General features: G+C 69.7%; 23 protein-coding genes and 4 pseudogenes. 11 read left to right on the top strand and 16 right to left on the bottom strand.

Features of this window, described 5'->3' with window-relative positions; genetic code table 11:
* Positions 1 to 184: 184 nt before the first annotated feature.
* Positions 185 to 1,963 carry a glycoside hydrolase family 15 protein gene (locus tag ACF09J_RS18240; protein ID WP_392306427.1) on the top strand — a complete coding sequence of 593 codons (1,779 nt, stop codon included), beginning with the start codon at positions 185 to 187 and terminating at the stop codon, positions 1,961 to 1,963.
* Here the strand turns inward: ACF09J_RS18240 and ACF09J_RS18235 are convergent.
* The 4 genes and pseudogenes from ACF09J_RS18235 to ACF09J_RS18220 form a co-directional block, all read right to left on the bottom strand.
* Positions 1,864 to 3,024, bottom strand: coding sequence for an SDR family oxidoreductase (locus tag ACF09J_RS18235; RefSeq protein WP_392306426.1), 1,161 nt, complete (start codon positions 3,022 to 3,024; stop codon positions 1,864 to 1,866). The genes ACF09J_RS18240 and ACF09J_RS18235 overlap by 100 nt on opposite strands.
* Positions 3,021 to 4,826, bottom strand: coding sequence for a thiamine pyrophosphate-requiring protein (locus tag ACF09J_RS18230; protein ID WP_392306425.1), 1,806 nt, complete (start codon positions 4,824 to 4,826; stop codon positions 3,021 to 3,023). The genes ACF09J_RS18235 and ACF09J_RS18230 overlap by 4 nt, the downstream gene beginning before the upstream one ends.
* Positions 4,827 to 5,199: 373 nt before the next feature.
* Complete coding sequence (locus ACF09J_RS18225; protein WP_392306562.1) at positions 5,200 to 5,823, bottom strand: hypothetical protein; 624 nt, start codon at positions 5,821 to 5,823, stop codon at positions 5,200 to 5,202.
* 114 nt (positions 5,824 to 5,937) lie between these two features.
* Positions 5,938 to 6,192 (bottom strand): annotated as a pseudogene (locus ACF09J_RS18220) (helix-turn-helix domain-containing protein); the annotation flags it as partial.
* A gap of 364 nt (positions 6,193 to 6,556) precedes the next feature.
* On the opposite strand from ACF09J_RS18220, the gene ACF09J_RS18215 reads away from it, so the two are divergent.
* Together ACF09J_RS18215 and ACF09J_RS18210 are read left to right on the top strand one after the other, a co-directional pair.
* Positions 6,557 to 7,453 (top strand): M23 family metallopeptidase, encoded by an 897-nt coding sequence (locus tag ACF09J_RS18215; RefSeq protein WP_392306424.1) that lies wholly within the window; start codon positions 6,557 to 6,559, stop codon positions 7,451 to 7,453.
* A 312-nt stretch (positions 7,454 to 7,765) separates the two neighbouring features.
* Positions 7,766 to 9,220: a helix-turn-helix domain-containing protein gene (locus tag ACF09J_RS18210; RefSeq protein WP_392306423.1), complete on the top strand. Its 1,455-nt coding sequence runs from the start codon at positions 7,766 to 7,768 to the stop codon at positions 9,218 to 9,220.
* Positions 9,221 to 9,310: 90 nt separating this feature from the next.
* Here ACF09J_RS18210 and ACF09J_RS18205 read toward each other — a convergent pair whose 3' ends face one another.
* From ACF09J_RS18205 to ACF09J_RS18185, 5 genes and pseudogenes are all read right to left on the bottom strand, one after another.
* On the bottom strand, positions 9,311 to 9,835 hold the full coding sequence (locus ACF09J_RS18205) for a hypothetical protein (RefSeq protein ID WP_392306422.1): 525 nt from the start codon (positions 9,833 to 9,835) through the stop codon (positions 9,311 to 9,313).
* 726 nt (positions 9,836 to 10,561) lie between these two features.
* Positions 10,562 to 12,019: a serine/threonine-protein kinase gene (locus ACF09J_RS18200; protein WP_392306421.1), complete on the bottom strand. Its 1,458-nt coding sequence runs from the start codon at positions 12,017 to 12,019 to the stop codon at positions 10,562 to 10,564.
* 645 nt (positions 12,020 to 12,664) lie between these two features.
* Positions 12,665 to 12,862: a hypothetical protein gene (locus tag ACF09J_RS18195; protein WP_392306420.1), complete on the bottom strand. Its 198-nt coding sequence runs from the start codon at positions 12,860 to 12,862 to the stop codon at positions 12,665 to 12,667.
* A 508-nt stretch (positions 12,863 to 13,370) separates the two neighbouring features.
* A complete protein-coding gene (locus ACF09J_RS18190) occupies positions 13,371 to 13,781 on the bottom strand; it encodes a gas vesicle structural protein GvpA (RefSeq protein ID WP_392306419.1) in 411 nt (136 codons plus the stop codon).
* 310 nt (positions 13,782 to 14,091) lie between these two features.
* Positions 14,092 to 14,343 (bottom strand): annotated as a pseudogene (locus ACF09J_RS18185) (rhomboid family intramembrane serine protease); the annotation flags it as partial.
* A 260-nt stretch (positions 14,344 to 14,603) separates the two neighbouring features.
* Between ACF09J_RS18185 and ACF09J_RS18180 the strand changes: the two are divergent.
* The 5 genes and pseudogenes from ACF09J_RS18180 to ACF09J_RS18160 all read left to right on the top strand — a co-directional run.
* A pseudogene (locus ACF09J_RS18180) lies at positions 14,604 to 14,816 on the top strand (hypothetical protein); the annotation flags it as partial.
* Between the two features lie 691 nt (positions 14,817 to 15,507).
* The gene (locus ACF09J_RS18175; RefSeq protein ID WP_392306418.1) at positions 15,508 to 17,007 is read left to right on the top strand and encodes a Y4yA family PLP-dependent enzyme; all 1,500 of its coding nucleotides are present in this window, start codon (positions 15,508 to 15,510) and stop codon (positions 17,005 to 17,007) included.
* Positions 17,004 to 18,341 carry a pyridoxal-phosphate dependent enzyme gene (locus ACF09J_RS18170; protein ID WP_392306417.1) on the top strand — a complete coding sequence of 446 codons (1,338 nt, stop codon included), beginning with the start codon at positions 17,004 to 17,006 and terminating at the stop codon, positions 18,339 to 18,341. Before ACF09J_RS18175 ends, ACF09J_RS18170 begins: the two co-directional genes overlap by 4 nt.
* The gene (locus ACF09J_RS18165) at positions 18,338 to 19,564 is read left to right on the top strand and encodes an aminotransferase class V-fold PLP-dependent enzyme (RefSeq protein ID WP_392306416.1); all 1,227 of its coding nucleotides are present in this window, start codon (positions 18,338 to 18,340) and stop codon (positions 19,562 to 19,564) included. The genes ACF09J_RS18170 and ACF09J_RS18165 overlap by 4 nt, the downstream gene beginning before the upstream one ends.
* Positions 19,565 to 19,641: 77 nt before the next feature.
* Positions 19,642 to 20,439, top strand: coding sequence for a class I SAM-dependent methyltransferase (locus tag ACF09J_RS18160; RefSeq protein WP_392306415.1), 798 nt, complete (start codon positions 19,642 to 19,644; stop codon positions 20,437 to 20,439).
* A gap of 22 nt (positions 20,440 to 20,461) precedes the next feature.
* On the opposite strand, the pseudogene ACF09J_RS18155 reads toward ACF09J_RS18160, so the two are convergent.
* From ACF09J_RS18155 to ACF09J_RS18125, 7 genes and pseudogenes are all read right to left on the bottom strand, one after another.
* A pseudogene (locus ACF09J_RS18155) lies at positions 20,462 to 20,569 on the bottom strand (GNAT family N-acetyltransferase); the annotation flags it as partial.
* Between the two features lie 180 nt (positions 20,570 to 20,749).
* Entirely contained in the window at positions 20,750 to 21,307 is a 558-nt protein-coding gene (locus ACF09J_RS18150) for a hypothetical protein (protein ID WP_392306414.1), read from the bottom strand.
* Between the two features lie 135 nt (positions 21,308 to 21,442).
* Positions 21,443 to 22,051 (bottom strand): alkaline shock response membrane anchor protein AmaP, encoded by a 609-nt coding sequence (locus tag ACF09J_RS18145; RefSeq protein ID WP_392306413.1) that lies wholly within the window; start codon positions 22,049 to 22,051, stop codon positions 21,443 to 21,445.
* Between the two features lie 40 nt (positions 22,052 to 22,091).
* The gene (locus ACF09J_RS18140) at positions 22,092 to 22,721 is read right to left on the bottom strand and encodes a DUF6286 domain-containing protein (RefSeq protein ID WP_392306412.1); all 630 of its coding nucleotides are present in this window, start codon (positions 22,719 to 22,721) and stop codon (positions 22,092 to 22,094) included.
* A 110-nt stretch (positions 22,722 to 22,831) separates the two neighbouring features.
* The gene (locus tag ACF09J_RS18135; RefSeq protein WP_392306411.1) at positions 22,832 to 23,248 is read right to left on the bottom strand and encodes an Asp23/Gls24 family envelope stress response protein; all 417 of its coding nucleotides are present in this window, start codon (positions 23,246 to 23,248) and stop codon (positions 22,832 to 22,834) included.
* Positions 23,245 to 23,412 carry a hypothetical protein gene (locus ACF09J_RS18130; RefSeq protein ID WP_392306410.1) on the bottom strand — a complete coding sequence of 56 codons (168 nt, stop codon included), beginning with the start codon at positions 23,410 to 23,412 and terminating at the stop codon, positions 23,245 to 23,247. The genes ACF09J_RS18135 and ACF09J_RS18130 overlap by 4 nt, the downstream gene beginning before the upstream one ends.
* A 64-nt stretch (positions 23,413 to 23,476) precedes the next feature.
* On the bottom strand, positions 23,477 to 23,956 hold the full coding sequence (locus ACF09J_RS18125) for an Asp23/Gls24 family envelope stress response protein (protein WP_392306409.1): 480 nt from the start codon (positions 23,954 to 23,956) through the stop codon (positions 23,477 to 23,479).
* Between the two features lie 154 nt (positions 23,957 to 24,110).
* Between ACF09J_RS18125 and ACF09J_RS18120 the strand changes: the two genes are divergently transcribed.
* Genes ACF09J_RS18120 through ACF09J_RS18110 form a run of 3 tightly spaced genes read left to right on the top strand, consistent with a single transcriptional unit; the run spans position 24,111 to position 25,725 of the window.
* Complete coding sequence (locus ACF09J_RS18120) at positions 24,111 to 24,686, top strand: RNA polymerase sigma factor (RefSeq protein WP_392306408.1); 576 nt, start codon at positions 24,111 to 24,113, stop codon at positions 24,684 to 24,686.
* On the top strand, positions 24,677 to 25,345 hold the full coding sequence (locus ACF09J_RS18115) for a hypothetical protein (protein WP_392306407.1): 669 nt from the start codon (positions 24,677 to 24,679) through the stop codon (positions 25,343 to 25,345). Before ACF09J_RS18120 ends, ACF09J_RS18115 begins: the two co-directional genes overlap by 10 nt.
* Positions 25,345 to 25,725 carry a hypothetical protein gene (locus ACF09J_RS18110; protein ID WP_392306406.1) on the top strand — a complete coding sequence of 127 codons (381 nt, stop codon included), beginning with the start codon at positions 25,345 to 25,347 and terminating at the stop codon, positions 25,723 to 25,725. The genes ACF09J_RS18115 and ACF09J_RS18110 overlap by 1 nt, the downstream gene beginning before the upstream one ends.
* Positions 25,726 to 25,858: the final 133 nt, after the last annotated feature.

Here is a 25,858-nt window from a genome sequence, read left to right as displayed (position 1 = left end):
AGGTTTCGTGGCTTGCTCTGCTGACACCGCACGCTGCGACGGGCCGTCCGCGTGCGGCAGACCCGCAGGTCATCAACGGGAGGTCTGCAACATCCGTACGGGGATCTCCTGGTTCCGCATGACGGCCTGGAGGAGCGGACAAAGCTCCGGTTTCCGAGTACGGCCGTGGGGAGATCCCCGTGCCATGGATGAGAGAGCAGACAAGCAGGAGGTGGCGAACGGCGCCTGCCCGCCGTGGGTGCTGCGGGGCTATTCGGTCCTCGCCGATGGTGAACGCGGCGCCGTGGTGGACCCGGAGGGGCGGATCGTCTGGCTGTGCGCACCCCGGTGGCACAGCGACGCGGTGTTCTCAGCACTCATCGGAGGCGGTGGGTACTTCGCTGTCGAACCGGAGGACAGCTGGCACGTGTGGGGCGGCTACTACGAGGACGGCAGCCTGATCCGGGTCAGCCGCTGGCTGACCGCCGACTCCGTGATCGAGTGCCGCGATGCCCTGGCCATGCCGGCGAGCATCGACCGTCTGGTGTTGCTGCGCCGCATGCGCGTGGAAAAGGGCGAGGCACGCCTGCGGCTCAGCCTCGATCCACGGCCCGGCTTCGGGGCGGGACGGGTGCGCGACCCCCGTCTCGAGGGCGGTTTGTGGACCGCGGACGCCGGTGAGCTACGCCTTCGGCTGGCCGGTGCACAACAGGCCACGTGGAATCCCGAGTCCGGTCTCCGAGGCCGGTTTCGGCTGCGCAAGGGAGAGGAGCACGACATCGCCCTGGAGTTGTCGACGGATGCCGATGCACCCCGGCTGGACCCGCAGCAGTTGTGGAGGCAGACGGAGAAGGCGTGGCAGCGGGCCGTGCCGGACTGTTCGAACCTCGCCGCGCCGCGTGACGCCCGGCATGCCTACGCGGTGCTGCGCGGGCTGACCAGTTCGTCCGGGGGCATGGCCGCCGCCGCCACCACGTCGTTGCCGGAACGCGCTGACACCGGGCGCAGTTACGACTATCGCTTCGCCTGGCTGCGTGACCAGTGCTACGCGGGCATCGCCGTCGCCACACACGGCCCTCACGACCTGCTCGACACGGCGGTGCGTTTCACCGCGGAACGCATTCTCGCCGATGGCGAGGATCTTCACCCTGCGTACACCGTCGACGGCGGAGGGGTGCCGCAGGAACGTCAGCTTCCGCTCCCCGGCTATCCCGGCGCCAGTGACCGCATCGGGAACAAGGCGGCCAAACAGTTCCAGCTCGACGCCTTCGGGGAAGCGCTCCAGTTGTTCGCCGCCGCCGCTCACCACGACCGGCTCACGCCAGAGGCGGAGTGTGCGATCACCGTCGCGGTCGACGCGGTGGAGCGTAATTGGACGCGTCCGGACGCGGGGCTCTGGGAGCTGGACGACCGGTGGTGGACCCAGTCCCGGTTGAGTGTGGTCTGCGGTCTGCGGCGCCTGTCCGCGACGCTGCCGGACCCCATCATGCAGCGCTGTGCCGAGATGGCTGATGTGATCTTCGTGGAGACCCGGCGCCGCTGCCTGAGGCCCGACGGCCGGTGGCGCAGAGCCGCCGCCGACGACGGCCCGGAAGCGGCTCTTCTCACCCCCCTGTCCCGCGGCTGTCCCCCCGCCGACGACCCGAGCAACGCGATCACCCGCCGCTTCATCGAGGAACAGTTGGCCGAGGACGGCTACCTCTACCGCTTCGTCCACCCAGGCATTCCCCTGGGGGAAGCAGAGGGGGCCTTCCTGCTCTGCGGCTTCACCATGGCCCTGGCCGCCGACCACCTCGGTGACCGGGCCCGCGCGCTGCGCTGGTTCGAACGAGCCCGGGCGGCATGCGGGCCGTCCGGGCTGTTCGCGGAGGAGTACGACGTACGTCAACGCCAACTGCGGGGCAACCTCCCCCAGGCATTCGTCCACGCCCTCCTGCTGGAGTGCGCGGCCCGCCTCAACGACGTCTCGGCGCTTCCCCGGTGAGAAGACGGGGCGCGCACCGCAGCGGCGAGCGCCGCGCCCACGGCCCCCAGCGCCCCACCGGCCGCCGCTCCGAGCACCAGCGGCCGGCGGTGGCGCGAGGCCCACAGCTGCAGGCTGCGGGAATGAGCCTCCTCGTCGAAGATCCCGTGCGCGCCGTGGTCGGCGCCGTGCGTGTCGTCGACGGCCTTCCAGAGATTGACCGGCCGCGAAGCGTCAACCGGCTCCTCTGTCTGCTGGGAGTCGTAGCCGGTCCGGGCGAGATACCGGTCCAGGAGGCCTGCCACGACCTTCTGCCCGACCAAGGTGGCGACTGTGGAGCCGCCGATCCAGTACTCCCGTCGTTCGGGGTGGTCCGCGGCGTACAGGATGCCCTCGGCCGCGACCTCCGGCTGGTACACCGGAGCCACCGGTCGAGGATGCCTGGGCAGACGGGTCAGAACCCAACTGAACTGCGGCGTGTTCACTCCGGGCAGATGTGCCGTAGTCACCCGCACACCGCTGCCGTCATGCATCAGCTCGCACCGCAGGGATTCGGTGAACCCTCGGATGGCGGCCTTGGCACCGCAGTACACCGCCTGCAGTGGCACGCTGCGGTAAGCCAGGGCGGAGCCGACCTGCACAATGGTGCCGCGATCCCGCGGCAGCATGCGCCGCAGGGCTGCCTGGGTGCCGTGGACGAAGCCGAAGTAGGTCACTTCCGTGGCCCTCTTCAGCTCGTCCGGCCGGATTTCGGTCACTGGTGAGAAAACCGTGGTGAACGCGGCGTTCACCCAGACGTCGATCGGTCCGAGCTGGTCCTCCACTTGCTGTGCGGCCGCCTCCACCGCCTCGGGATCCGAGACGTCCACGACCAGGGGCAACGCCTGCCCTCCGGCCATCCGCACGTCGTGGGCGGCCTGTTCCAGCCCCTGCTGGCCACGGGCGAGCAGAGCCACCGCGGCGCCTCGCGCGGCGAACGCCCGCGCCGTGGCCCGGCCCACGCCGCCACTCGCGCCGGTGACGACCACGACCTGGGCGTCCTCTGCACGACTGGCAGCGTGGCCGTTCCCTCCGGCGCTCACTTCTCCCCCCGGCCCGGGAGATGCTCGGCGTACTCGGTGATCTTCTGCCGTACCCCCTTGGCGGTGATGCCGGCCCTCTCCGGGTCGTGCAACGCCGCCTTGGCGGCCTTCTTGGCCTGGGTCTTCATGGTGCGCGGCGGGATGGGCGCGATCTCGTTGTCGACCTTGAACTCCAGCACCACCGGCTTGTCGGACGCGAGCGCCGCGTCCCAGGCCGTGCCGACCTTGGCGGGATCGGCGCACACGATGCCCTCCAGGCCGAGCAGCTGGGCGTACGCCGCGTAGGGCACGTCGGGGATGTATTGGGATCCGGGGTACTTCGGGTCGCCGGCCATGGCGCGCTGCTCCCAGGTGACCTGGTTGAGGTCCTGGTTGTTGAACACGCAGAAAATGAAAGGCGCTGCGGGGTTGGACAGGCGATCCAGGTACCGCTTGATGGTGATCATCTCGTTCATGCCGTTCATCTGGAACGCGCCGTCACCGACGAACGCGATCACCGGCCGGTCCGGATAGGCGAACCGTGCCGCGATCGCGTACGGCGTCCCCGGCCCCATCGTCGCCAGGGTTCCGGAGAGAGACGCCCGCATGCCCTTGCGCAGCTTCAGATGCCGCGCCCACCAGTTGGTACCCGAGCCCGAATCCGCGGTGAGGATGCAGTGGTCGGGAAGGCGCGGAGAGAGCTCGGCGGCGACGGCCTGCGGGTTGATCGTGTCGTCGAAGTGCTGGCCGGCCCAACGGTCGCACAGGTCGTTCCATTCGCGGACGCCCTTCTCGATCTGCTCACGCCATGAGCGGTCCTCCTTGCGTTGCAGCAGGGGAATGAGCGCGCGGAGAGTCTCCTTGGCGTCGCCGACGAGGTGGGCGTCCATCGGGTAGCGGATGCCGATCATCCGTCCGTCGATGTCGATCTCGACACCCCTGGCCTGGCCTTCGTCCGGCAGCCACTCCGAGTAAGGAAAGCTGCTGCCGATCATGAAGAAGGTGTCGCAGTTCTGGATCATGTCGTCGCTCGGCTTGCTGCCGAGCAGCCCGATGGGACCAGTCACGAACGGCAGGTCGTCCGGCAGGACCTCGCGGCCGAGCAGGGCCTTCGCAACGCCCGCGCCCAGCAGCTCCGCGACCTCGACGACTTCTGCCTGGGCCTTTGCCGCTCCCTGCCCCACGAGCATCGCGACCTTCGACCCCTTGTTGAGGATGTCCGCCGCCTTGCGCAGCTCACCGGGGTCGGGCAGCACCCGGGGCCGGCTCCAGCCGACGCTGGAGAACACCGAACCGTGCATTTTCGGCGGCGACGGCTGTGCCTCCTCCTCCTGCACGTCGTTCGGGATGATCACGGTCGCGACCCCGCGCGTGGTCAGCGCAGTCTTGAAGGCGCGGTCGATGACGTGCCGTGCCTGGGCCGGGTGCACGACCATCTGGCAGAACTCGGAGACGTCCGCGAAGAGCCGTTCCAGATCCACCTCCTGTTGGTAGTGGGCACCCAGGGAGAGCCGCTTCTGCTGGCCGATCACGGCGACCACCGGCTGGTGGTCCAACTTCGCGTCGTACAGGCCGTTGAGCAGATGAATGGCGCCTGGCCCCGAGGTCGCCGTGCAGCAGCCCACCTCCCCGGTGAACTTCGCGTGCGCGCAAGCCATGAACGCCGCCATCTCCTCGTGTCGCGTCTGGATGAACTCCGGGTTGCCGCGTGCCCGGTCGAAGGCGCCGAGCAGCCCGTTGATGCCGTCTCCGGGATAGCCGTACACGCGCTGGACGCCCCACTCGGTGAGACGCTGCAGCACATAGTCGGCGACTTGTGTCATGGGATTCTCCTGAGCCGCGGTGCGAAGAGACGGGCCTGGGAGTTGCCTCGGGGTGCCGCGCATAAACACCGGGTGCACCCCGTTCGGGTGATCCGGGGCGGCGTTTTGCACGGAGCACGGCGCGTGGGCCTTCGTGCATGATGGAGCCGTTTGGGTGGCGGTCCAGTCGGCCGGGCAGTTTGCCGCTCGACATCGCTCGGACCCGCGCTAGGGATGTGATCATGGCGGAGCGCAGGCAGGACGGCCACCCTCGACCCGACGTTCACGCGTTGCACGGGCGGGAAGACCTCGTACCCGCGCACTGGTCCGGGCCCGCCACCGCCGAATCGTCCTCTGGAACGTGCCGGCCCGGTGGTCAGTACGTCGGCCGCTGTCAAGCGCAACGCGTGCGGGCCGTGGGACCTCGGCCTTCGGGCGTCTCGACGAAGGCCTCCACGTACACGCAGCCGGCAGCCGTGGACAGTTGCTGGCCATAGCTGTCCACGCTCTCCCCGGCGAAGGAACTGGTCACGACGACGTGATCCACAGGGCGGCGCACGCTGATATGCACCCGTCGCTGGGCGTTGTGAGGCCCTTTGACCAGCCCCCAACTGGTGCGGCAGGCCGGTTGGTGGCGCAGCAGGAGCCGGCCGAAGTCCATGCCGTTGGGTAGTCGCAATGGGACTTCGTCGAACGCGATGACCTGTGCCACGACGTCGGGCGACCCGCAGCCGGTCTCGATGGGGTCGGTGGCGTCCGCCGGAGAGCCGGGGGTGGACCGAGCCTCCGGCAGTGTGCGCCACTCGTTACGGACCGCGTTCTCGTGCCGGGCTGACGAAGGCCGCTCTGCCGCCGCGTCCGGATGGCTCACCGCGAGATTGGTAGCTACGGCGGCGAGAAGCGCGGCGATCACCTCGATCGACGTGAGAGTGATCCGGCGTCGCCGGGCGGATACGGAACCGGGGGAAGGCTGCCTGACCGAATCGGAGGAGGCGGATATCGCGGGGGAGGCGTCCAACCAGTCACCGGACGCCGGAAAGGCAGTGTCTGTTGACCGTGTCGTTGGCGGGCGCGGCGAACCGGAAGGCAGGTCGTCACTCTGGGCTGCTTCCCACAGGGAGCGCCACAGGAGCGGGTCTTGCTCCAGGGCTCGGACGAAGGACGCCGTCACCTCCCAGGTCGGTGCCCTGCGCCCGCTCTCCGCTGCGGACAGGGTGGCAGGGGAGTAGCCCGCGCGCTGAGCCAGCTGCCGCAGGGTGACTCCCGTGCCGTCCCGCAACTCCCGCAGTCGGCATGCGAGGTCTGCCCGAGGGCCGTCCGAAATGACGGCTGCTCTCCTCTTTCCGGCCACGGCTCTCCTCGCATCCTGCCCAGTGGTGTTCAGCATTGTTCACCGGCCCACCGCCAGGCTGGAGAGTTGATCGCGCCACTGTCGCTACCGCGTTTGAGAGCGAGCGGCTTGTGTGAAAGACGGCGGTGCCCTCTGCACGAGAGAAGACAGGGAAGAGCGGTGAGCACATGACGCCCTGGTGTTCGATGCTGTTCACCGGCCGCTTTTGTCCGTCGAGAGGCGAGGCGCCTGACGCTATACACATGGCGGCGGCCCGACTTCGCGGACCACTGCCGCCCATCGGTTTCCTGGAGGCAGAGTGAAACGTCTTTCACCACGCATCGTTCTCTCAACCCACGGCAGAGGACGCGCCGCAGAAGGAGCGGCAGCGCTTGGGGCCTTAGCGCGCCTCGTCCTGGCCGTGGTGCTGACCGTGGCGGTCATCGGGATGGCGTCGCCCGCCCAGGCCGCCACCTATCAGGTCACCGGAGCGGACAGCCAGGGCCTGGCCGTCCAGAGCGAACCGCATGTCAACCATGTGCTGCGCTACGTCCCCAACGGCACGTCGCTGAACGTGGTGTGCCAGGTCAACAACGGGGATCAGGTGGACGGCAAGGTGTACAACGGCAAGCCGTTCACCACCTGGGATCAGCTGGCCGACGGCACATGGGTCTACGACTGGTACATGAACACCCCGACGGTCGGTGCCGACGGCTACAGCCCGGGCATCCCGCACTGCGGCGCCGGCAGCCTGCCCCCGCTTGCGCCCGGCTGCGTGGACTGGCCGTCAACGAAGTACCTGCAGACCCCTCTCACCTCGGCGGCCAACAACCGCGCCGGTTATGCCTGGCAGAACGGCAGCTACTACGGCGAGGGCTACCACGTAAACTGCAACACTGCCACCAACATGAACCAGTACTACGCGATCGACCTCGGCATGAACCAGGGCGACCCTGCGTTGTCGCCGGGAGGTGCCGGGACGGTCCTGTACGCCGGCTGGGCACCGAGCGGCTGGGAGACCTGCGGCCAGTACGTGATCGTCGACCACGGCAGCGGCTGGTGGAGCGTGGTGTGCCACCTCAGCGCCATCTACGTGAGTAAGGGACAGAGCATCACCAATGCCACGGTGATCGGCGCAGTGGGCGGCACCGGCGGCTTCGCGCCGCACCTGCACTTCTCCCTGGTGCACAACGCGTCCTTGACCGCGGCCGGCGGCGTCTACGGCGGGCAGAGCGCCCGTCCCCGTCACCTGCTGCACCTCGGCGGCGGGCAGGGCTACTACGACACGATCACCAAGGGCCAGCAGGTGTGGTACTGACCCGCGGGCTGCTGCGGAGAGCGTGACGGCGTGCGGTGGCCGGATCAAGCCCGGTCACCGCACGGGCCGTGTTCCACCACGTGGCCCGCGCGTACGAGCCGCAGCGTACCCGTCGGCCAGGCCGCCTGACCCGGCTCGGCTGGATGCTGGTGCCGCATGGATGGCACCGGTTCCCGGCAGATCGTTGGGGGGTGTGTGACGGCGTCGTGGGAAGGAGAGGCTGACGCGCGGTCGATGGCTCGCGTATGCGACGGTGGAACCAACTCAGCGCATCTGACGTGCAGTTACATGGACCGCCTGGGATAGGGGGACATGGGGGAGGACGGGGGAACGGTGTCGACCGGTGATGACGTCGAGCAGTTCGCGGCGCTGCTGCGCCGACTGAAGGACCGCACGGACCGGAGCTACGGCTCCCTGGCCCGGCGCCTCAACATGAACACCTCCACACTGCACCGCTACTGCGCGGGCGAGGCGGTCCCGCAGGACTACGCCCCGGTGGAGCGTCTGGCCGCCTTCTGCGGGGCGACACCGGAGGAACGCCTCGAACTGCACCGCCTGTGGCTGCTCGCGGTGGCGGCACGACAGCGGTCCCGGGCGGGTGAGGAGGCGACGGAGCCGACACGGGAGGAGGAGACAGCGGAGCCGACAAAGGCCGAGGGAGCGCTGGAGCAGGCAGGGGGCGAGCGGGCTTCGGGTCCGGACATCCGGACGGTGCAGGGCGTGGGTGACGGCGCGGACGGCATCGGTGGTGACGGGGGCAGCACGAGCGGTGCACCGCCGCCATTCGACACGGGCGCACCCGACGCCTGGCCGCCCATTCCCGGCGCTCCCGGACCGGGAAGTCCCGAGCCGAGGGCCCAGTGGGATGCGGCCCGTTCGGCCGGACGGCCCTGGTACCGCCGTCGCCGCACCGCCGTCGGTGCCGCCGCGGCGACCGTGTTGCTGGTGACGCTGGGCAGTCTGCCGGCGCTGTCGGCCGGTCCGTCCCACGACAACTCCGCCAAGGCCCCCGGTCGGTCCCGTACAACAGGAACCGGTACGTCACACCGCCCCTCTGCCACTGCAACCAGCCCCTCCTCCAGTCGTTCATCGTCCTCGCCCTCCGCAGGAGTACGGGCTTCGGGGAGCCCCGAGACCGGTGTGCCGCTCGCCTGGACCGCCGACTCGCAGATCTGGCAGGGCGGTTGCGGGCACGACTACGTCATCGCGAAGAAGCCGGCCCAGGTGCCCCCGCCGCCGGTGACGCAGGACGCCGGGGTGTGGGCGGCGACGCAGGGGGCGGTGCCCGGGCGGCAGACGAGGGTGCAGATCTCGGTGCAGGGGAAGTCGTCCACGGCCGTGGTCCTGGAGGCTCTCGAGGTCCGTATCGTCAGCCGCGGCACCCCGGTCACCGGCAACGCGTATGCCATGGGCCAGGGTTGCGGCAGCGACCTGGCGCCCCGTGAGTTCTCCGTTGACCTGGACGTCAACCACCCGATCGCCCACGCGGGCCCCGGCAATGACGGCGGAAAGCCCGTCCCTGCGGTGCAGTTCCCCTACCGCGTCTCCGCCGAGGATCCGGAGGTGTTGCTGGTCACCGCGACGACCGAGGCTTACGACTGCGACTGGTACCTGGAACTCGACTGGTCCTCCCAGGGCCGCACCGGCACGGTCCGCATCGACGACCACGGCCGCCCGTTCCGCACCAACAGCATCAAGGGCCTGCCCCACTACTGGTACGGCACGAACGGCGACGGTGTGCGTCAATGGGTGCCCGTCGACTCTTAGAGGAGTTTGGTGCGTCGACGCCCCCGCGGAAGGTGCCCGGCCAGAGCCGTGCGGCCGGCCCGATCTACTTCCGGAGGGACCGCTCCGTCGTCAGCGGGCGCTCGTGGTGGCGATGTCGCTGATGTGGTCGTACCGCTCCAGCAGCACGAAAAGCTTGATCTTCTGCGTCGTCTCCCCACTGCCGAAGGCCAGGGTGACGATGACCTCATGGCCGTTACCCACGGCGCCGTTGTCGCTCACCGTCCACTGCGCCGGGACGTTCTGGGCACGCAGGACGCCGTCCGCCCCGTTCTTCTCCTCCCACGCAGCCAGCCGCTTGGCGAAGTCGGGCGTCAGGTAGTGCTTGCGGAGCGCCGTGGCCAGCGTGACGTCCGGGTCCGCGTAGTCGCCCTTCGCGTCGATGTACGCGCCGTAGAAGTCGGCGACCCGGGTCACCGCCTGGCCGAACGTGCCGCTGACCGACTGCGATGCGGCGGCGGACGCCTTTGCGGGGGCATGGACGGACGCCTGTGCCGACACCTGTGTCGACACACCGAGTCCGACAGCCAGGACGAGGCCGGCGGCGACGGCCGCGCGGCGGCCCGGACGACGGTGTGCGGAGGACTTCCTGTTCATGTGCGTCTTCCTTCTCTGGTCCGTATGTGGTTACTCTCGGCCGATTGGCGCGGTGTCTGCGCCCCGGGCCGGCGTGTGGCGGCGGGCGCCGCGGGGAGTCGAACGCCGCACCTTGAGTACTCGGGCACACAGGTGTCCCGGTACGCGAGCGCAGGGTAGGTGTCGTTGCCGTTCTGCCTCGGCCGGTGCGACACCCACAGCTTCGAGGACGGCGGGGATCCACACAACGCCTGCCGCCACACCTGCGACGATGGAACGATCCCACCCCTGTTGAACTGCGGAAACAGAGGTCCCTGGGATGCCCTGAGACGCCGTCCTGCGACGCGGAGACGCCTCATGTGGCGGTCGGCCGACCACCGGGTGCGGCCGACACGGCACAGGGCCGCGGTCCATCGACCGCGGCTTGCAGCCGTTCGTACCGCGGTCAGCCTCGCGCCCAGGCTGGTCGCCAGGCGGAACTTCTCGGTCTGGGCCGGCCCGTCCTGGGACCGGACGGTCACGGTGGAGCCGGCATGACGGAAACCACTCGGTATCCCGGCGGTCCGGCGCTGTCGGAGTTGCGGAACAGGCTTCCGGTCAACTCCAGGACCTCGTCGACTACTTCGGGGATGATCTCCTCAGAGCCGATCCTCACTCTTCTTGGCGCAGTGACGGAAACGGGACTGGGCCAAGGGCGCACGCTGGCCGATCTCCCACCCCGTTCGGGCCGCGCCCAGACCTGATCGCCTAGTCGGTTTCCCCGACCAGGGATGCGAGGTGATCGAGGAGCCGGTCGAGCTCGGGGGTACTGGTGAACTCCTGGTGCTTCTCGGCGTCGGCGAGTTTGTGCCGGATGTCGCGGACCCGTTTGCGTACGTCCTTGGTCTTGTCCTTCCCTTTCTCTCTGCCCTCAGCGAGCTTGTCCTGGGCTTGGGAGACCTTGTGTTCCAGATCGTCGGCGAGGTGCGGGTCGAGCCGACCTTCGCGGGCGGCCGCGCTCAGTTCCTGGGACACCTGACCGAGCAGCACTCCGGGGTCGTTCGACAACGCTGCGGGTGTGTCGACGGCAACGCCCGAGGCAGCGGACGGGCTCGGCGGAGGAGAAGCAGCTGAAGCAGCGGGCGACGAGGATGCGGGGTCGGTGGTGGGCGGCGTTGCTCCCTGGGTCGTGGAAGGGGAGTCGGCGGCGGCCACCTGTGCGGAGTCGGGCTGGAAGAGGAGGTATCCCGCGGTCGCGAGGGCGGCCGCTGCGAGTCCCGAGACGGCGACCGTGCGCGACCGGGAGTCACGCCTGCGGGATCGTCGTGCGGCAGGAGCCGGCAGCACAGCCGTGCGCCCCACTGCGGCGGCCGGTCGTGAGGACGGCAGCGGTGTGGGCTGTGCCGTCGCGGCCGTGCTCAGTCTTCCCGCAGCGGTCAGCCAGTCGGCGACCTGTTCGGCGTCGGGGCGCGCTTCCGGTTCCTTGGCGAGCAGCGCCAGGACGAGTTGTTCGAGCTCCGCCGGAAGCTCCACGCCCATGCCGCGTGGTGGTGCGGGCAGTTCTTGGACGTGCTGGTAGAGCAGTGCGGTCGGGGTGTCCGCGCGGAAAGGCGGGTATCCCACAAGGAGCTCGTACAGGACGCAGCCGAGGGCGTACATGTCGGAGGCCGGGCCGGCGTTCTTTCCGAGGGCTCGTTCCGGGGCGAGGTAGGAGACGGAGCCCACGATCATGCCCGCGCTGGTGAGCCCGGCCGCCGTGTCGTCGGCGAGGCGGGCGATGCCGAAGTCCACCACCTTGACCGTGCCGTCGGGGGCGAGCAGAAGGTTGGCGGGCTTGATGTCACGGTGAATGACGTTCTGCCGGTGTGCGGCGGCCAGGCCTGAGGCGATCTGGCTGCCGATGGCGGCCACCTCGCGGGGCGTGAGCGCCCCCGCCGAGGCCGGCCGGTCGGCCAGGCTGCGCCCCTGGACCATTTCCATGACCAGGTACAGACGGTCGTCGGCCTGGCCGAAGTCGTAGATGGCGACGATATTGGGGTGGCTCAGGCGAGCGGTCGTGTGCGCCTCCTGCCGGAAGCGGGCCGCGGCCGACGGGTCGATGCCGCCGGCCAGGAGCAGCTTGACCGCGACCGGACGGCCAAGGACCTCGTCTCGCGCGCGCCAGACCTCTCCCATCCCCCCTCGGCCGAGAAGCTCCTCGAGCTGGTACCGAGCCGCCAACAGCACGCTGAACGCCCTCCAAGTGGACTGCCAGGACCGCACCCTGTCAGGCCGGGGGCAGCAGGGTTCCTCTCGTTCACGCGATGAGACACCGCCCGGTCAAGGGCAGCGACCGCGCGGTAGCCGGACCGCCGGCGCACGCCGACGGGGTCCCATTTCCAAGATCGCAGCAGGCTATCAGGACCCCGCCCACCGGTTCGACCGAGCGAGCACGCAGAGTGAGGCTTGGCTGCCCGCACGGGTGCGGCTACGTCGGCATCTCGGAGATCCGCACGAGCATCGTGTACGTACTGATCCCGCAGATAAGACCGTCCTACCTTCCTGATCGGGCAGGCGGCGGTGGGCACCGCCCGGTTGGCAGGGCAGCGGCCTCCGCCGCAGGGTTCGGCTTCGGGATCTCTCACCGCTCGCTTCCTCACCTCCGGCGGCATCGCCGGCGATCGGCAGCCGACTCGTCCATCCCTTCTGCGACAGGAGCCGACTCCCGGATCAGCTCGTCCTCGCTCCACATCGCGGACTGCACGCCCAGGGAAGAGACCCCGGGTGCTGCGGCAGGAGCGGTCCGATGTCCCTTTCGCCGTCTGCGCGGCAAAGACCACGATGGGTTCCGGATCAGGTGATCCGGAACCCATCGGTAGCTGAACGCCGCTGTCAGTGAGCGGCGGTGTGGACGGCCGTGCCCACCGCAACGCCCTCGGGGGAGGCGACGGCCAGGACGCCGGAGGTGACGGTTGCGATCGGCGTCTCGACGCAGAGACCGCCGGAGCCGCCGACCGCGAGGCCGCCGGAGACGTGGTCCAGGTCGGCGTCGGAGATCTCAGCTGTTGCAACCTGGGGGGCGGGGTTCATCACGCGCGGTTCCCTTCGAATAGCACTTTTGAATGACAGCGTTCGCTCGCTCGGCTCCCGGTACCGGAATTCCTGTCCGCGAGTTGGCGCTATGCGAAGGATCAAAGCATGCCGACCATGGGGCGGCCAGTCGCCCAAGCGCCGGACGGGACGCAGATCGAAATGTGCCTTCACCAGTGTGACCACGCAATGACCGAACACGCCGACTCCTTCACAAGGCCTGCTGAGCAGGTGCAGACGTGGCGGTTGCCACCGGCACTCAGGGCGGTCACTCCCGCGCCGAAGTCAGCGGCTCCTGACTAATTCATGACGGTTGCTCAGGTTCGGTATGACCTGACAGTGAACGGTGTGAGGGTTGATCGGATTTTCGGCATCCCATCGGGTACGCGAGAGCCCTGCCCTCTGCCTTCCCGAAGGATGCGCACCGGGCGTGGCGACTCGCCGATGACGGCCGTGTGCTCAGGCAGCGGGGGGTGTGAGCTGTGGATGATGCCGTAAACGGAAGTGCTCATCGTTCCTCATCGCGGCGGTGGCGCGGCCGTGTGGTTTCCCTCTCGCGGCCCTCGTCGCGTGCCTGCTGAAAGGCATCGGAGATGGTCTGCGCAGCGCCGGACAAGGCCCCCTTCGTCTTGGCTTGACTGCTGGAACCGGTGAGCTTGTCGCCGACGATCTCCGGCAGTCCGGCCGGCTTGCGCGGCCCTGCCTCCAGGTCCAGGCGGTTGCAAGCCTCGGCGAACCGCAGGTAGGTGTCCACGCTCGCCACCACGACCCGCACATCGATCTTCAGGATTTCTATTCCGACCAGGGAGACCCGCACGAACGCGTCGATCACCAACCCTCGGTCGAGAACCAGTTCCAGCACGTCGTACAGGCCACTGGAACCTCCCCCGCCCCCGCCTTGCGCTGCCACCACACTCACTCTGACCAGCTCCCTTGCCTATCCCGTGGCCCATCACCCGCAGCCCGGCGGCCGCATCCGCATCAGATCTACAGGCGCACTGCCACCAGCGAACGCCATCGGGTAGCCCCACCCACCTGGTTCAAACGAACGTGCGGTAATGAGAGCGCGGCGTTGCGTAGGCGCGCAGGCCCTTCTCGCCGTCTCCGCACGAACGCACCTCCCAAGCTTCCTCGTGAGCCACGATCGTCGGCCGGCCCCGGAATGCAAACGTTGCTTATGTGCGTGTATTCAGGTTTTCTTTGCGCTGCTTGGCTCCTGGTGTGTGGTCCTACCAGGCCCGTCGTGTCTGCCGTCCGAAGAGGATGCCGCGGGGTTCGGGCGGTGGGGGAGTGCCCGGTTTGAGGGGACAGGCGAGCAGCATGCCCACGATGAAGCCGACCACGTGGGCCAGGTATGCCACGCTGCCCGGCTCGGCGACGGCCTGGCCGGAGGAGTAGAACGCCTGGAGCACGAACCAGGAGCCCAGCACCACCCAGGCCGGAAGGGGTAGCGGCAGGAAGATCAAGAAGGGGACGAGCACACATGGCCCATGCGGTCCTCGATGTTGAAGATCTGAAGGATGGGCATCAGCGCAGGTCATATGCATGATTGCCGAGCCGCGGTCAGCAAGTAGTCAGCAAGCGGCGAGCGGGAGGTCCCGCCTCGCTGACCACGGGGCACGTCAGCAGGACCAGGTCCGCTGGTTCACTCGTTCCCCGGAAGGTGTCGCTCCTTGGCTCGTCAGCCCGCCCGCGGCATGGGCTCCTTCTTCAAGCCCTGTGACTGATCCAAGCCCAGCCGTTGCCCGCACGCTTACACCATCCGGTTTCGCGACGCTCGGGGGAAAACAGCGAGAAGAAACCGGGTACCGGACCCGAGGCACGCCGGGAACTGGGGCAGCAGACGATAGAGGAGTACGCGCAGACCTGGTTGCCTCGGCAGCGCAAGATAGCCGAGTACTCGACCACGAAAACCCTGGCGAGCCACTTCAAGGCACAGATCAACCCGGTGATCGGATCACGGAAACTGAATTCGGTGACACCGACCGTGGTGGAGGACTTCCTCGATCACTTGGAGGAGGAGGGGGTGGGCCGTGGACACCAGTTGAACGTCTACAGGGCCCTGTCGGCTCTCCTCCGGGATGCGTTCGAGAAGGGGGCCATTCCTGATGGTCGGCTGTGGGCTCCGCAACGGCGAGGCGCGTGCGGTGAACGTGAACAACATCGTCGCGGACGACGTGTACCGGGTGACCGAGCAGGTGCACTCCAGCACGCATCAGCCGGCGAAGCTCAAGCACCGCAAGGAAGGCGAGTTCCGGGAGGTGCCCTTGCCACGCACAGTCAAGGACGCCGTCGAACGATTCGCGGAAGAGCACGGGACAACGGAGGACGGGTACCTCAGTACCGCGCGTATCAGCGCTTGCGAACTTCCCCTCGTATGCCCGCCGCAGAAGACCAAGCTCCTCGTCTACCTCAAGGCCGATCCGAAGGAGGTCGACCTCGCTCGGAGAGGGGCGTGGAGCGGGCCATGGATCTCTTCCGCGCGAGCTACGTGGCCGTCGCGCGTCGCGGTCGTTGTGGCAGCAGAGCACGATGGCGCCGCTCCGGCCGTGGCCCGATCAGGCTTAGCGGCGGGTGCAGCTGGAAACCACTATTTCCGAACGAGTGTCGCCGCGACGGTCGGCCGACAGGGGAGGGGGACTCACGTGGATGTGCCCTTGTATCTGAGGCCGCGGGTGGATCCGCCGCTCGCCGCGCTGCTGGGGGCCGCACCGCTGCTGCACTCGCTCGTCGATGCGCTGGGGTCCCCGCTCAACGTCCTGCTCCCCGAGATCGTCGCCGAGAACGCCGCCCGCTTTCGTGCCGTCTACCGCCGTCACCGTCTCGCCGGGCGTGTGTACTTCGCGCACAAGGCGAATCGTTCCAGCGCGCTGGTGCGGAGACTGGCGGCGGAGGATGTGGCCTCCGTCGGCGTCGACGTGGCCTCGCTGGAGGAACTACGGCACGCTCTGAGCTGCGGATTCACCGGTGACCGGGTCATGGCCACCGGCCCCAAGGACGCGGAGTTCCTATGGCTCGCGGCCCGGGTGGGGGCGACGGTGAACCTGGACTCGCGCAGCGAGTTGGAGCGGCTCGCCGGCTTGGTGCGTACGCACGCTCTCGGCCGGGTCACCGTGTTGGCGCGCCTGTCCGGATTCGAGTCCGCGGCCGGTCTCGGGGGAGCGGCGGGCACACGGCTGCTGTCGCGGCGCAGCCGCTTCGGCACCCCGCTGCGCGACGCGGACGTGCTGCTGTCGGCCCTCGAACGGAACGCGGACGTCGTCGAGACGGCCGGTGTCGCCTACCACCTGGACACCACCGGTGTGGAGGAGAAGGTCCGGGCCCTGGAACAGTGCGTGCTGTTCATGGACGAGTGCCGGGCGCGCGGCCTCGCACCGCGTGTCGTCGACATCGGCGGCGGGTTCGGAGTCGGATACGTCGCCGAGGCCGGCGAGTGGCAGCAGTGGACGACCGCGCTGAGCGAGGCGGTGCTCGGCCGGCGCCCGCCGCTGACCTGGCGCGGTCATGGTTACGGGCTGCGCAACGAGGGCGGCACGGTGCGCGGGACCGCGGCGCTGTACCCCGGCCACCGTCCCACCGCCGGCCCCGAATACCTCGACGAACTCCTCTCGCTGCCCGCACCGGTCCTCGGCCGGCCGCCGGCGGCCCTCCTCCTGGAACACCTCCACGACCTGTACGTCGAACCCGGTCGTTCCCTGGTCGACCAGTGCGGGCTGACGCTGACACGGGTGCTGGACGTGCGGCCAGCGGACTCCGGCTCCGGGCAGTACCTGGTGCGCCTCGGAATGAACGCGGGGGACATGAGCCTGGAGGAGCACGGCGTACTCGTGGACCCCGTGCTGCTGCCGCGCGGGGAGCCGGACAAGGCCGAGGAGGGACCGGTCGGCGTCTTCCTCGCCGGCAACCTGTGCCTGGAAGCCGATCTGATCACCCGCCGGCTGGTCCACCTTCCCCAACTGCCGTCCGTGGGCGACCTGCTGGCCTTCGTCAACACCGCCGGCTACGCGATGGACTTCCACGCGCACCGCGCGCAGCGGCAGCCGCTCGCGAGAACGGTCGCGGTCGAGCGGCGAGGCGACTCCTGGCGTTGGTGCCTGGACGAGGACTACTGGCCGATCCCATCCCCGGGGGGAATGCCCGCATGAGGTACGACAGCATTACGGAGGCCATCGGCAACACGCCGCTGGTGCGCATCGACCCCGCCGTGCACGGACTGCGCACCGTCGACCTCTACGCGAAGCTGGAGATGCTCAATCCGTTCGGGTCCGTCAAGGACCGCCCCGCCTGGCACATGGCCCGACCTCAGGTGGAGGCCGCGGCCGGCGGCGACGGGACGGTCGTGGAACTCTCCAGCGGCAACACGGCCAAGGCCCTCGCCCTCCTGGCGGGCATGCACGGGCTGAGGTTCAAGAGCGTCACCAACCGGATGCGGGTCCCCGAGATCAAGGAACTGCTCCTGCTCCTCGGCGCCGAGATCGAAGAGCTTCCCGGGCGCAGCGAGTGCCTCGACCCGACCGACACGGACGATCCGCTGACCCATTTCCACCAGGCGCTCGCCGACCCCGGCAGCACCTACCTGCACACCGACCAGTACTTCAACCCGCGCAACGTCGAGGCGCACGCGGCGGGAACCGGACCGGAGATAGTGAAGGACCTGGACGGGCGGGTGCCGGACTGGTTCATCGCCTGTGTGGGCACGGCGGGTTCGTCGACCGGCGTCGCCAGGGTGCTGCGCGAGCACGACCCGCGGGTGCGGGTCCTCGGCCTGGTCGCCCACAAGTCGGACTTCATACCCGGCATCCGCACGATCGACGAGGTCCACCAGGTCGGCCTGTTCGACCCGGCGACCTACGACACCATCGAGTCGGTGACCTCCGACGAGGCCATCGACGGGATGATCACCCTCATCCGCCGCTGCGGACTGCTGTCGGGTCCGACCGGAGGCGCCGCCTACCAGGGGGCGGTACGGCATCTCCGGCATGTCGAAGCCGAGTTGGAGGACACCGGGCAACGCCGGACGGCGGTCTTCATCGTCTGCGACCGGGCCGAGAGCTACCTCAGCTACGTGCGCCAACGCCGCCCGGAACTTCTGGGCCGGACCGGCCGGGGACCGTCCGTCTCGTCCCTCACGGACGCCGAGGTCCGCGCGTCGGCCCGCGTCATCGATGTCGACGACGCCCTGCGCTGGACCGCGGCGGGCGAGCCACGGCCGCTCGTCGTCGACCTGCGCAGCCCGCACGCCTACGCCGCCCTGCAGATCGAGGGTTCGGTCAACATCGTCGACGAACTGTTCGAGGACATGCTCCGGGGCGGGCTCCCCTTCAGCAAGCGGACGCCCGTGCTGCTGGCCTGTCCCGTCGGCGAGAGGTCGCTGCGCTACTCCGCCGTGCTGACCCGGATGGGGCACCCGGACGTCCGGAGCCTGGCCGGCGGAATCGTCGCCTGGCGGGACGCGGGTGCTCCGCTGGTGCGCGCATGAGCGCCGAGCAGCCGCTCCCCGGCACGGAATGGGACCCGGACCCGCTGTGGCAACGGGAGTTGAGGGAACAGTTCCCGATCATCGGGGCGCATCCGGAGCCGGCGTACCTGGACAGCGCGGCGACGTCCCAGAAGCCGCGAGCCGTACTGGAGGCCGTCCAGACCTACCTGACGACGTCGAACGCCAACGCCGGCCGCGGAACCTACCCTTGGGCCAACCGGACGACCCAGCTGGTGGAATCGACCCGGGAGCGGGTCAAGGAGTTCCTCCGCGATCCCGAACCGGACCGCTCCGCCGTCCACTTCACCGGCGGCACCACCGAGGGACTGCGCACCATCGCCCGTGACTGGCTCGCCCCCCACCTCGACGACGGAGACGAGATCCTCGTGCCGTTCGCCGACCACCGCGCCAATCTGGATCCCTGGCTCGAAGCCCGGCGGCTGCTGGCCGAGCGCGGCATCGACGTGCGTGTACGGGCACTGCCGTACCAGGAGGTCTCCGGCGACTACGACCACCGCGCCCTCGGGGATCTCGTTGGCCCGCGCACCCGCTTCGTGGCCGCCACCCATGTCCACCACGTCTACGGCGGTGACATGAACGTGCACCGCATCCGCGCGGCGGTCGGTCCACGGGTTCCGATCTGCCTGGACGCCGCGCAGAGCGTCGGCCATCTGCCCGTCCACCTCGACGATCCCTCCCTCGACGTCGACTTCGTGGTCTTCTCGGGGCACAAGGCGATGGCCCTTCCCGGTACGGGAGCGGTGTGGGCCCGCAACGTACGGGGACCGTTGTTCCGGCCGGGCGGCTGGCAGGGCACGCCCAACACGGTGGGCATCGTGTCGCTGCACGCAGCGCTCGACTGGCTGCACGCGGCCGGCCCCGAGCGGATCGCCCGTTGGACGGCCGGTCTGACGACCCGGCTGACCGACCGGCTGCGGCACCTTGGTCCGTACGAGATCCTCGGCTGCCCCTCCAGCCTGGCCGCCGCATCAGCGCTTCCCGCGGCCCAGCGCCGGCACGGCATCGTCACCTTCCGGCACCGTGACATCCCGTCCGACGACCTGGGGTTCATTCTTTACAGCCATGGCTTCATGGTGCGGGCCGACAGCCTCTGCCAGGCCAGCGCGGACGCGAAGGAGGGTTCGGTCCGGGTGAGTCTGCATGTGTACAACACGCCGGACGAGATCGACCGCCTGCTGACCGTCCTCGAATCCCTGGCGTGAATGGCAAGTGATAACCGTTTCCACCTGTAGATTCGGGTCGTCCACGGACAGTTGTGAGACGGAGGAGGCGGCCCGCGATGGGCGTGAGCATGGGGACGGCCAGGGCGTGGGTGGAGCGCTGGGAACGGCAGCAGGAGCGGTACGCGGTGGACCGCGAGGAGCGGTTCACCGTGATCACGGATGTCGTCGAGCACGTCACGGCCGGCCTTTCCCGGCCGCTCCTGCTCGACCTGGGGTGCGGTCCTGGTTCCCTGGCCGCCAGACTCGCCGACCGCCTTCCGAGCGCGGAGATCGTCGCCGCCGACATGGACCCCCTGCTACTGGAGCTGGGGCGAACCCATCACGCCAATGCCGCCCGCTACGTCGACACCGTCATCGGCGAAGAGGGCTGGATCGACGCCCTCGGGCTGGAACGCCCTCTGGACGCCGCCGTCTCGACGACCGCCCTGCACTACCTCCCCGAGCCGGTGCTGCTGCGCACGTACCGCCGTCTCGCCGCCCTGCTGCGCCCCGGCGGCGTCCTCGTCAACGGCGACCACTTCCCACCGGACGGACCGTGCTCGGACATCACCGCGTACGTTGGCCGCCGACGGGCGGAGCGGACGGGCGGCCACACCCATGAGGACTGGCGGGCCTGGTGGGGCGCGGCGGCCCGGGACCCGGAACTGGCCGACCTGTTCGACGAGCGCCGGCGGCGTCGGTCGGCCCATGGCGGAAGCGGGGGCGGTGGCCACCTGACCGTGGGCCGCCACGCCGAGTTGCTGCACCAGGCGGGCTTCAGGCATGTCACTCCGGTCTGGCAGTTCGGTGACAGCGCCGTGCTGGTGGCGGTTATGGGCGACACGCACGGAACTGCTGCCGTCGGCCGGCCATGAGTTCGCACGGCAGAGGGAGGCTTCAAAGGGCCAAACCCATCAGGATCTCGTCACGGTCGTCACCGGGCGCCACACGCAACGCACCCGGCCACCGGCCGACCTCGGTCCAACCGGTCTTGCGGTAGAAGTCCACCGGTGGCGGTGCCGACCTGGCGGAGAACGCTGCGGCGGTGGGCGTCGCCGAGGAAGCCGGCCAGGTGCCAGGTGAGTTGGCCGCCGCGCGCACCTCCCCCGGTTGCGGGACCTGCGTTCCGGAGCCCGGGACCGTGCCGGGGCGTGACGCGCGCTTGGTGACTGCAAGGGGTTGGCGTCAGGGTCGGGCGGGTTGGGCCCGGCCGCCGTCGGAGAGCAACTCTTCGAACACCGCGCGGTAGTGGATCATGGCGTTCCGCATTTGCTCGGTCGTCGCCCGGCCGTGCAGGCTGAGGGACTCCACATCGTGTGCGGCACGGTAGTGCTTGAGGGTGCTCCCGTGCTCCACCGAGAGGTCCTTCAGCTGCTGATCGAAGCCCTCGGTCGGGTAGCCGCGGTCGTGCATCAGGGAGGTCACCAGCCGGTCCGCGTCGTGCACCGCGTCCTGCGGCCGGTCCACGAACTCCTCCTGGACGCTGGTCCACTCACGCGTGTATCGATCACGCGAGACCGGAGGCAGCGGTTTGATGTCCAGCGAATCGTGCCGCCTCTCGCGCTCCCTGAGTTCACGCTCGGCGGTGAGTCGGTCGCCAGATCCTTCGACGGTCCGTTCGTACTCCGGGCCGAAGCGCTCACGGAGGTGACGGCGTCGTGTCATGAGTGAGACCGCCACAGCGGCCAGGGCGAGCACCACCACGATGGGGATGATGATCGCCAGAAGGGTTCCCGTGGACATGGGGGACACACTCCTCGTGGGAGTAACGATATGCACTGTTCGCGTTCCCCATTGCCTGCTCTTCATCCTCTCCGTGGCGAATGAGTCCGCGCGGCCACCCGCCGGGAGGGTCCCTGAAAGCCTTGGAAGTCGGGCCTATTCCGCGCGGCGGGCCTTGTGACGAGCGACGCGCAGGCGGGCCTCGGTGGGCATGTGCGGGGAGCCGGTGCACTGCTGGGCGGTGTGCAGTGGGCCTTCGCACAGGGCGTGGAGGACGGCGGCGGGCTTTCCCTGAGGGGTGAGGGTGAGGCTGATGCGGGTGTGAGGTTGAGCGGTCGGGCCTGTGATGTGGACGTGAGCCTGCTGGACGCCGGGCAGGGCGCCGGCTTCGGAGGCGATCGCGTCGCTGAGCGCGCGGCCGCGCAGTTCGACGCCTTCCTGTGGGGGACTGCCACCGACGGCGATTCCGTCGGCGTGACGCCGGGGAAGCTGGGAGAGCAGCCACCACAGGGCGAGCACGGTGATGAGGGTGAGGGCGGCGATGACCGCGGGCCACCACCACCAGCCCTGGCTGCTCCAGCGGACCCGGTCGGCGGAGCTGAGCAGGACATCGTCCGCAGCGGTCAGGGGCCAGCCGACGGGCGGAACCAGGCCGTGCCGTCGGTAGATGTCGAGCCCGGCGAAGAGGATCAGCAGGCCGCCGCCGAGCAGTACCAGTCCCGCGAGGGCCAGCAGGATGCGGTTCAGGACGGGTCGCGGCATCATGGCAGGCTCCGGGGCTGGGCGTCGGTCAGGCTCGTGCGCGTCATCGCACGCGGACGACGATGCGGAGGGGACGGGAGAGGGCGAGTCGGTCGCGTTCCTCGTTGAGGGCGGCGGCGAGATCGGCCTTCACTTGCTGCGGATCGCGGAAGCGCACGTCCGCGCGGGCTTTGGCGCGGTGACGATGCACCCGGATGTGTGCCTTGCTGACGCCCGGAACCCGCATGGCGGCGTCGCGCAGCACGGTGGCGGCACCACCGCGGTCCAGTGAGGCCCGCAGCCGGGGCGGGGGACGGTCGGCAGGCGATCGCAGAGGCAGCAGACGGCGTAGGCCGGGGCCGAGTGCCAGGACGATCAGCCAGACGCCGACGCAAACGGCCACGGCGGATCCGGTGAGCATCCACACATCGTCCACCGGTCGGGTGGCCAGTTCGTCGGCCAGGTGCCTTCGCCAACCTGCCGCCCTGCCTCCCACCCGTACGGAGACGACATCGACCAGTGCCGCGACCGCCGCGGCGGCGATCGCCGCGGCGACCAGCGCGGCCGGAAGGCGGCGCGCGGACCACGGACGGTGGGTGGCGTGGCCTCTGTCGCGGCCGCCGCCTGCCGGGCCCGGCGGGGGCGCGTCGCGTTCGGGCGGTGCGGGCCCGGACGGCTCCTGCGCCGACGACACCGTGTCACGGTGCACGGGCCGTGCGGCGCTTGGGCCGGGAGGGCGCAGGCCGGGTGTCATTCCGGTCCTCCTTCGTGTGCGGCATGGCGGGCGGGGCCGGGCGTAGTGGTCTACCGGACCCGTCCCCGGTTGGCGCCCGCGCCGGTCACCAGTCGCCGGACGGTGAGGGCGACCTCGCCTACGTGCAGGCCCGTGAGCTGAGCCACCCGCTCGGCGACGTCGTGCTGTATCCGGGCGCAGACCTGGGGGATGTCGATGGGGTAGGGCAGCTCCAGAACCAGGTGCAGGCGTACCGATCCGGTCAGGGAGGCCGCAGAGGCGCTGGGCGCTGCCGATTGGCTCGGGTCGGGTGGCAGGGCGGCGAGACGGGACTGGGCCGTGCGTGCGGCCCGGGCGGCGATCCGGGCGACCACCTTGTCCGGGATGACGGTGGCGCCTCGCTCGGCCGGGGACGGCAGGCCGACGCCGTGCACCGGTGGGGCCGGCCCGGTACCGGGCGGTCCGGCCGAGCCGGGTAGGGCACTCACCGCTGCCTCCGTACGCGGAGGTCGAGGTCGCCCTGCAGGACGAGACCGATGATCAGTCCTGCCGCGCCCAGTACCAGAACCAGCAGGAACGCCCAGAAGCCACCGAAGTAACCGGCGAACCCCAGGGCCATGCCGGCTCCGAGGCCCGTAGTGGCTGTGTTCATCACTCACTCACCCATCTCGCGAGCACTGTCCAGGTGGTCGTCACCCGCTCACGCGGGCACGGTGTCACCTCACGCGCCCCTCATCCGATTCGGACTCCTCCTCGTCGGGGAGGTGAACGTCGTCGACGGCGATGTTCACCTCGACGACCTCCAGTCCGGTCATCCGCTCGACTGCGCTGATCACGTTGGTGCGCACATCGCCTGCGACGTCGACGATGGAGACGCCGTACTCCACGACGACTTCCAGGTCCACGGCGGCCTGGCGCTGCCCCACCTCGACCTTCACCCCGCGTGTGACGCCGCTGCCGCCACCGGGGACACGTTCGCGCACGGCGCCGAGCGCCCGGGCCATTCCCGCCCCCAAGTTGTAGATGCCGGCTACCTCACGGGCCGCCATGCCGGCGATCTTGGCGACCACGCCGTCCGCGATGGTGGTCTTCCCCCGTGTCTCAGCCGGAGCCCCGGCGCCGGTACGGCCCCTCAGCGCGCTCTCGCCTCCGTCGAGCCGGCCGTATTCGCCGGCGCTGGTGGTGTTGTCCGTCATGGCGGTCGCCTCGATCGGTCGGTGGGCATCGGCGTGATGCCTGTCGAAATGTTCGACACATCGGACGGACGGCTTCTCACAGGCCCCCGGTGTGATGTGCATCACACGAGGGGAGGTGGGTACGCGATCGGCCTGAGCCATGAGCGGGAGCGGCATGATTGAACGGACCGGTTCTTCACCTCTGGAACGCGGCCTGCCGGACGGGCTGCTGGCGGTGTGGGCTGCCGAGGGAGACGAGGACGCCTTCGCCGTTCTCGTCCGGCGGCACAGCCGTGCCCTGCTCGGTCTGGCCTACTGCATGCTCGGCAACGCCCAGGACGCCGAGGAGGCCGTTCAGGACGCCTTCGTCAGCGCCTGGCGGCGGCTGCCGGAATACCGTCACGATGCGGAGTTCACCACCTGGATGTACCGCATCACCGTCAACCGCTGCCTGAACTCACGACGCCACCGGCCCGCGCCCCTTCCACTGGACGCCGTCGCCGAACCCGCAATGGGCGACGAGTGGAGCTCGCCCGCCCGAGCCGCGGAGGAGGGCGCGGAGACGGCCGCCCTGAGGTGCGCGCTCGGCGAGCTGGACGCCGGACAGCGTGTCTGCTGGATCCTGCGGGAACTGCAGGGCCTGCCCTACAAGGAGATTGCTGTCGTGACACAGACCAGTGAGCAAACGGTGCGCGGCAGACTGTTCAGGGCACGCCGGTCACTGAAGGAGGCGATGGCCCCATGGCGCTAGACGACCCGAACGCGCAGCCTTCCGAACCGCCCGGGCCTCCCGACCGCCCGGTCATCCACGACGCGGCACCGCTCGAAGGTGACGAGGCGCTGACCTGCGGCCGCCTGCTCAGCCAGGTCTGGGAACAGGCGCAGGACGCGACACCGACAGCGGATCCGCACACCATGTCATGTCCCCAGTGCCTCGAGGCCGTCGAGGGGCTGGCCACGCTGAACGCGGCCACGCGGGCGCTGCGGGCCAAGGATCCTCCCGGCCTGCAGGCACTGGTTGACCGCGTCATGCGCATCGTCAGGGCCGAGGTCCGGCTGGGACGGCTGCTGCCACTGGCCGACGCGATGCTGGACCTGCGCATCGCCGAGAGCGCGGCGGCGAAAGTGCTGCGGCACGCCGCGGACACGGTCCCCGGGACGAGGGCCGTGACCTGCCGGCTCGTACCCGCGGGTGGTACCGACGTGGAGGTGACCATGACCCTGGCCGCCGCCCTCGACCGGCCGCTGCCCGGCAGGGTCGATCAGGTACGCCGGTCGGTCATCGATGCCGCCGGACAAGCCCTGGGGCTGGCCGTGACGGCCGTGGACATCGTCGTGGTCGACGTACTGGAGCCGCCCGCGCCCCTCGGTCTCGCGGGCTCTGGCCGGATCGCAGGCGGTGGTGTCTGATGGCTGCCACCGGACCACTGCCGCCCCTCAGTGTCGCGGCCGCGGCGGCCCTCGCGGTCCCAGGTGTGGCCGGCCTGCAACCCCGCCTCGCCCACCGTCTTGCGGCAGCCGCCTCGCCCACGGGGCCGGAGGCGGCAGCTCAACATGCTCCCGAGGCGGGCGTCCGCATCGACCGGATGCCTGACGGCTCGGGATGGCACCTCGAGGTGCGCTGCGTCCTGACCGAAGGCCACAGGGTGGTGGACACAGCCCGGGACGTCCACGACCAGGTACGGGCCGCTGTCCTGTCCTACCTCGCCGCACACGACGCCCCGATAGCGGTCGCCGTCACTGTCACCGTCACGGTCACCCGCATCGCCGCCCGGGACCGCACAGCCTGAGCACCGCACGCGACGACCCGGCGGGAGGCCGGACTGCTGCCCCCTTTCCTCGCTTGGCCGAACGTCGGTCGTCGGCGCGGATTCGGTCGAGATGCGTGCAGCGCCACCGACGCCAGTTCGCCGCTGGGCCGCA

The sequence above is a fragment of the Streptomyces sp. NPDC014889 genome, from assembly GCF_043081205.1.
Lineage (GTDB): Bacteria > Actinomycetota > Actinomycetes > Streptomycetales > Streptomycetaceae > Streptomyces.
The sequence above is the reverse complement of the archived record's forward strand: the minus strand, read 5'-3'. Positions and strand labels throughout refer to the sequence as shown.

Bases quoted from the DNA above. Each gene is read 5' to 3' on its own strand.
- ACF09J_RS18240 (WP_392306427.1), top strand. From the start codon at position 185: ATGGATGAGAGAGCAGACAAGCAGGAGGTGGCGAACGGCGCCTGCCCG.
- ACF09J_RS18230 (WP_392306425.1), bottom strand. From the start codon at position 4,826: ATGACACAAGTCGCCGACTATGTGCTGCAGCGTCTCACCGAGTGGGGC.
- ACF09J_RS18210 (WP_392306423.1), top strand. From the start codon at position 7,766: ATGGGGGAGGACGGGGGAACGGTGTCGACCGGTGATGACGTCGAGCAG.
- ACF09J_RS18205 (WP_392306422.1), bottom strand. From the start codon at position 9,835: ATGAACAGGAAGTCCTCCGCACACCGTCGTCCGGGCCGCCGCGCGGCC.
- ACF09J_RS18195 (WP_392306420.1), bottom strand. From the start codon at position 12,862: ATGAACCCCGCCCCCCAGGTTGCAACAGCTGAGATCTCCGACGCCGAC.
- ACF09J_RS18170 (WP_392306417.1), top strand. From the start codon at position 17,004: ATGAGGTACGACAGCATTACGGAGGCCATCGGCAACACGCCGCTGGTG.
- ACF09J_RS18165 (WP_392306416.1), top strand. From the start codon at position 18,338: ATGAGCGCCGAGCAGCCGCTCCCCGGCACGGAATGGGACCCGGACCCG.
- ACF09J_RS18160 (WP_392306415.1), top strand. From the start codon at position 19,642: ATGGGCGTGAGCATGGGGACGGCCAGGGCGTGGGTGGAGCGCTGGGAA.
- ACF09J_RS18150 (WP_392306414.1), bottom strand. From the start codon at position 21,307: ATGTCCACGGGAACCCTTCTGGCGATCATCATCCCCATCGTGGTGGTG.
- ACF09J_RS18145 (WP_392306413.1), bottom strand. From the start codon at position 22,051: ATGATGCCGCGACCCGTCCTGAACCGCATCCTGCTGGCCCTCGCGGGA.
- ACF09J_RS18130 (WP_392306410.1), bottom strand. From the start codon at position 23,412: ATGAACACAGCCACTACGGGCCTCGGAGCCGGCATGGCCCTGGGGTTC.
- ACF09J_RS18125 (WP_392306409.1), bottom strand. From the start codon at position 23,956: ATGACGGACAACACCACCAGCGCCGGCGAATACGGCCGGCTCGACGGA.
- ACF09J_RS18120 (WP_392306408.1), top strand. From the start codon at position 24,111: ATGATTGAACGGACCGGTTCTTCACCTCTGGAACGCGGCCTGCCGGAC.
- ACF09J_RS18115 (WP_392306407.1), top strand. From the start codon at position 24,677: ATGGCGCTAGACGACCCGAACGCGCAGCCTTCCGAACCGCCCGGGCCT.
- ACF09J_RS18110 (WP_392306406.1), top strand. From the start codon at position 25,345: ATGGCTGCCACCGGACCACTGCCGCCCCTCAGTGTCGCGGCCGCGGCG.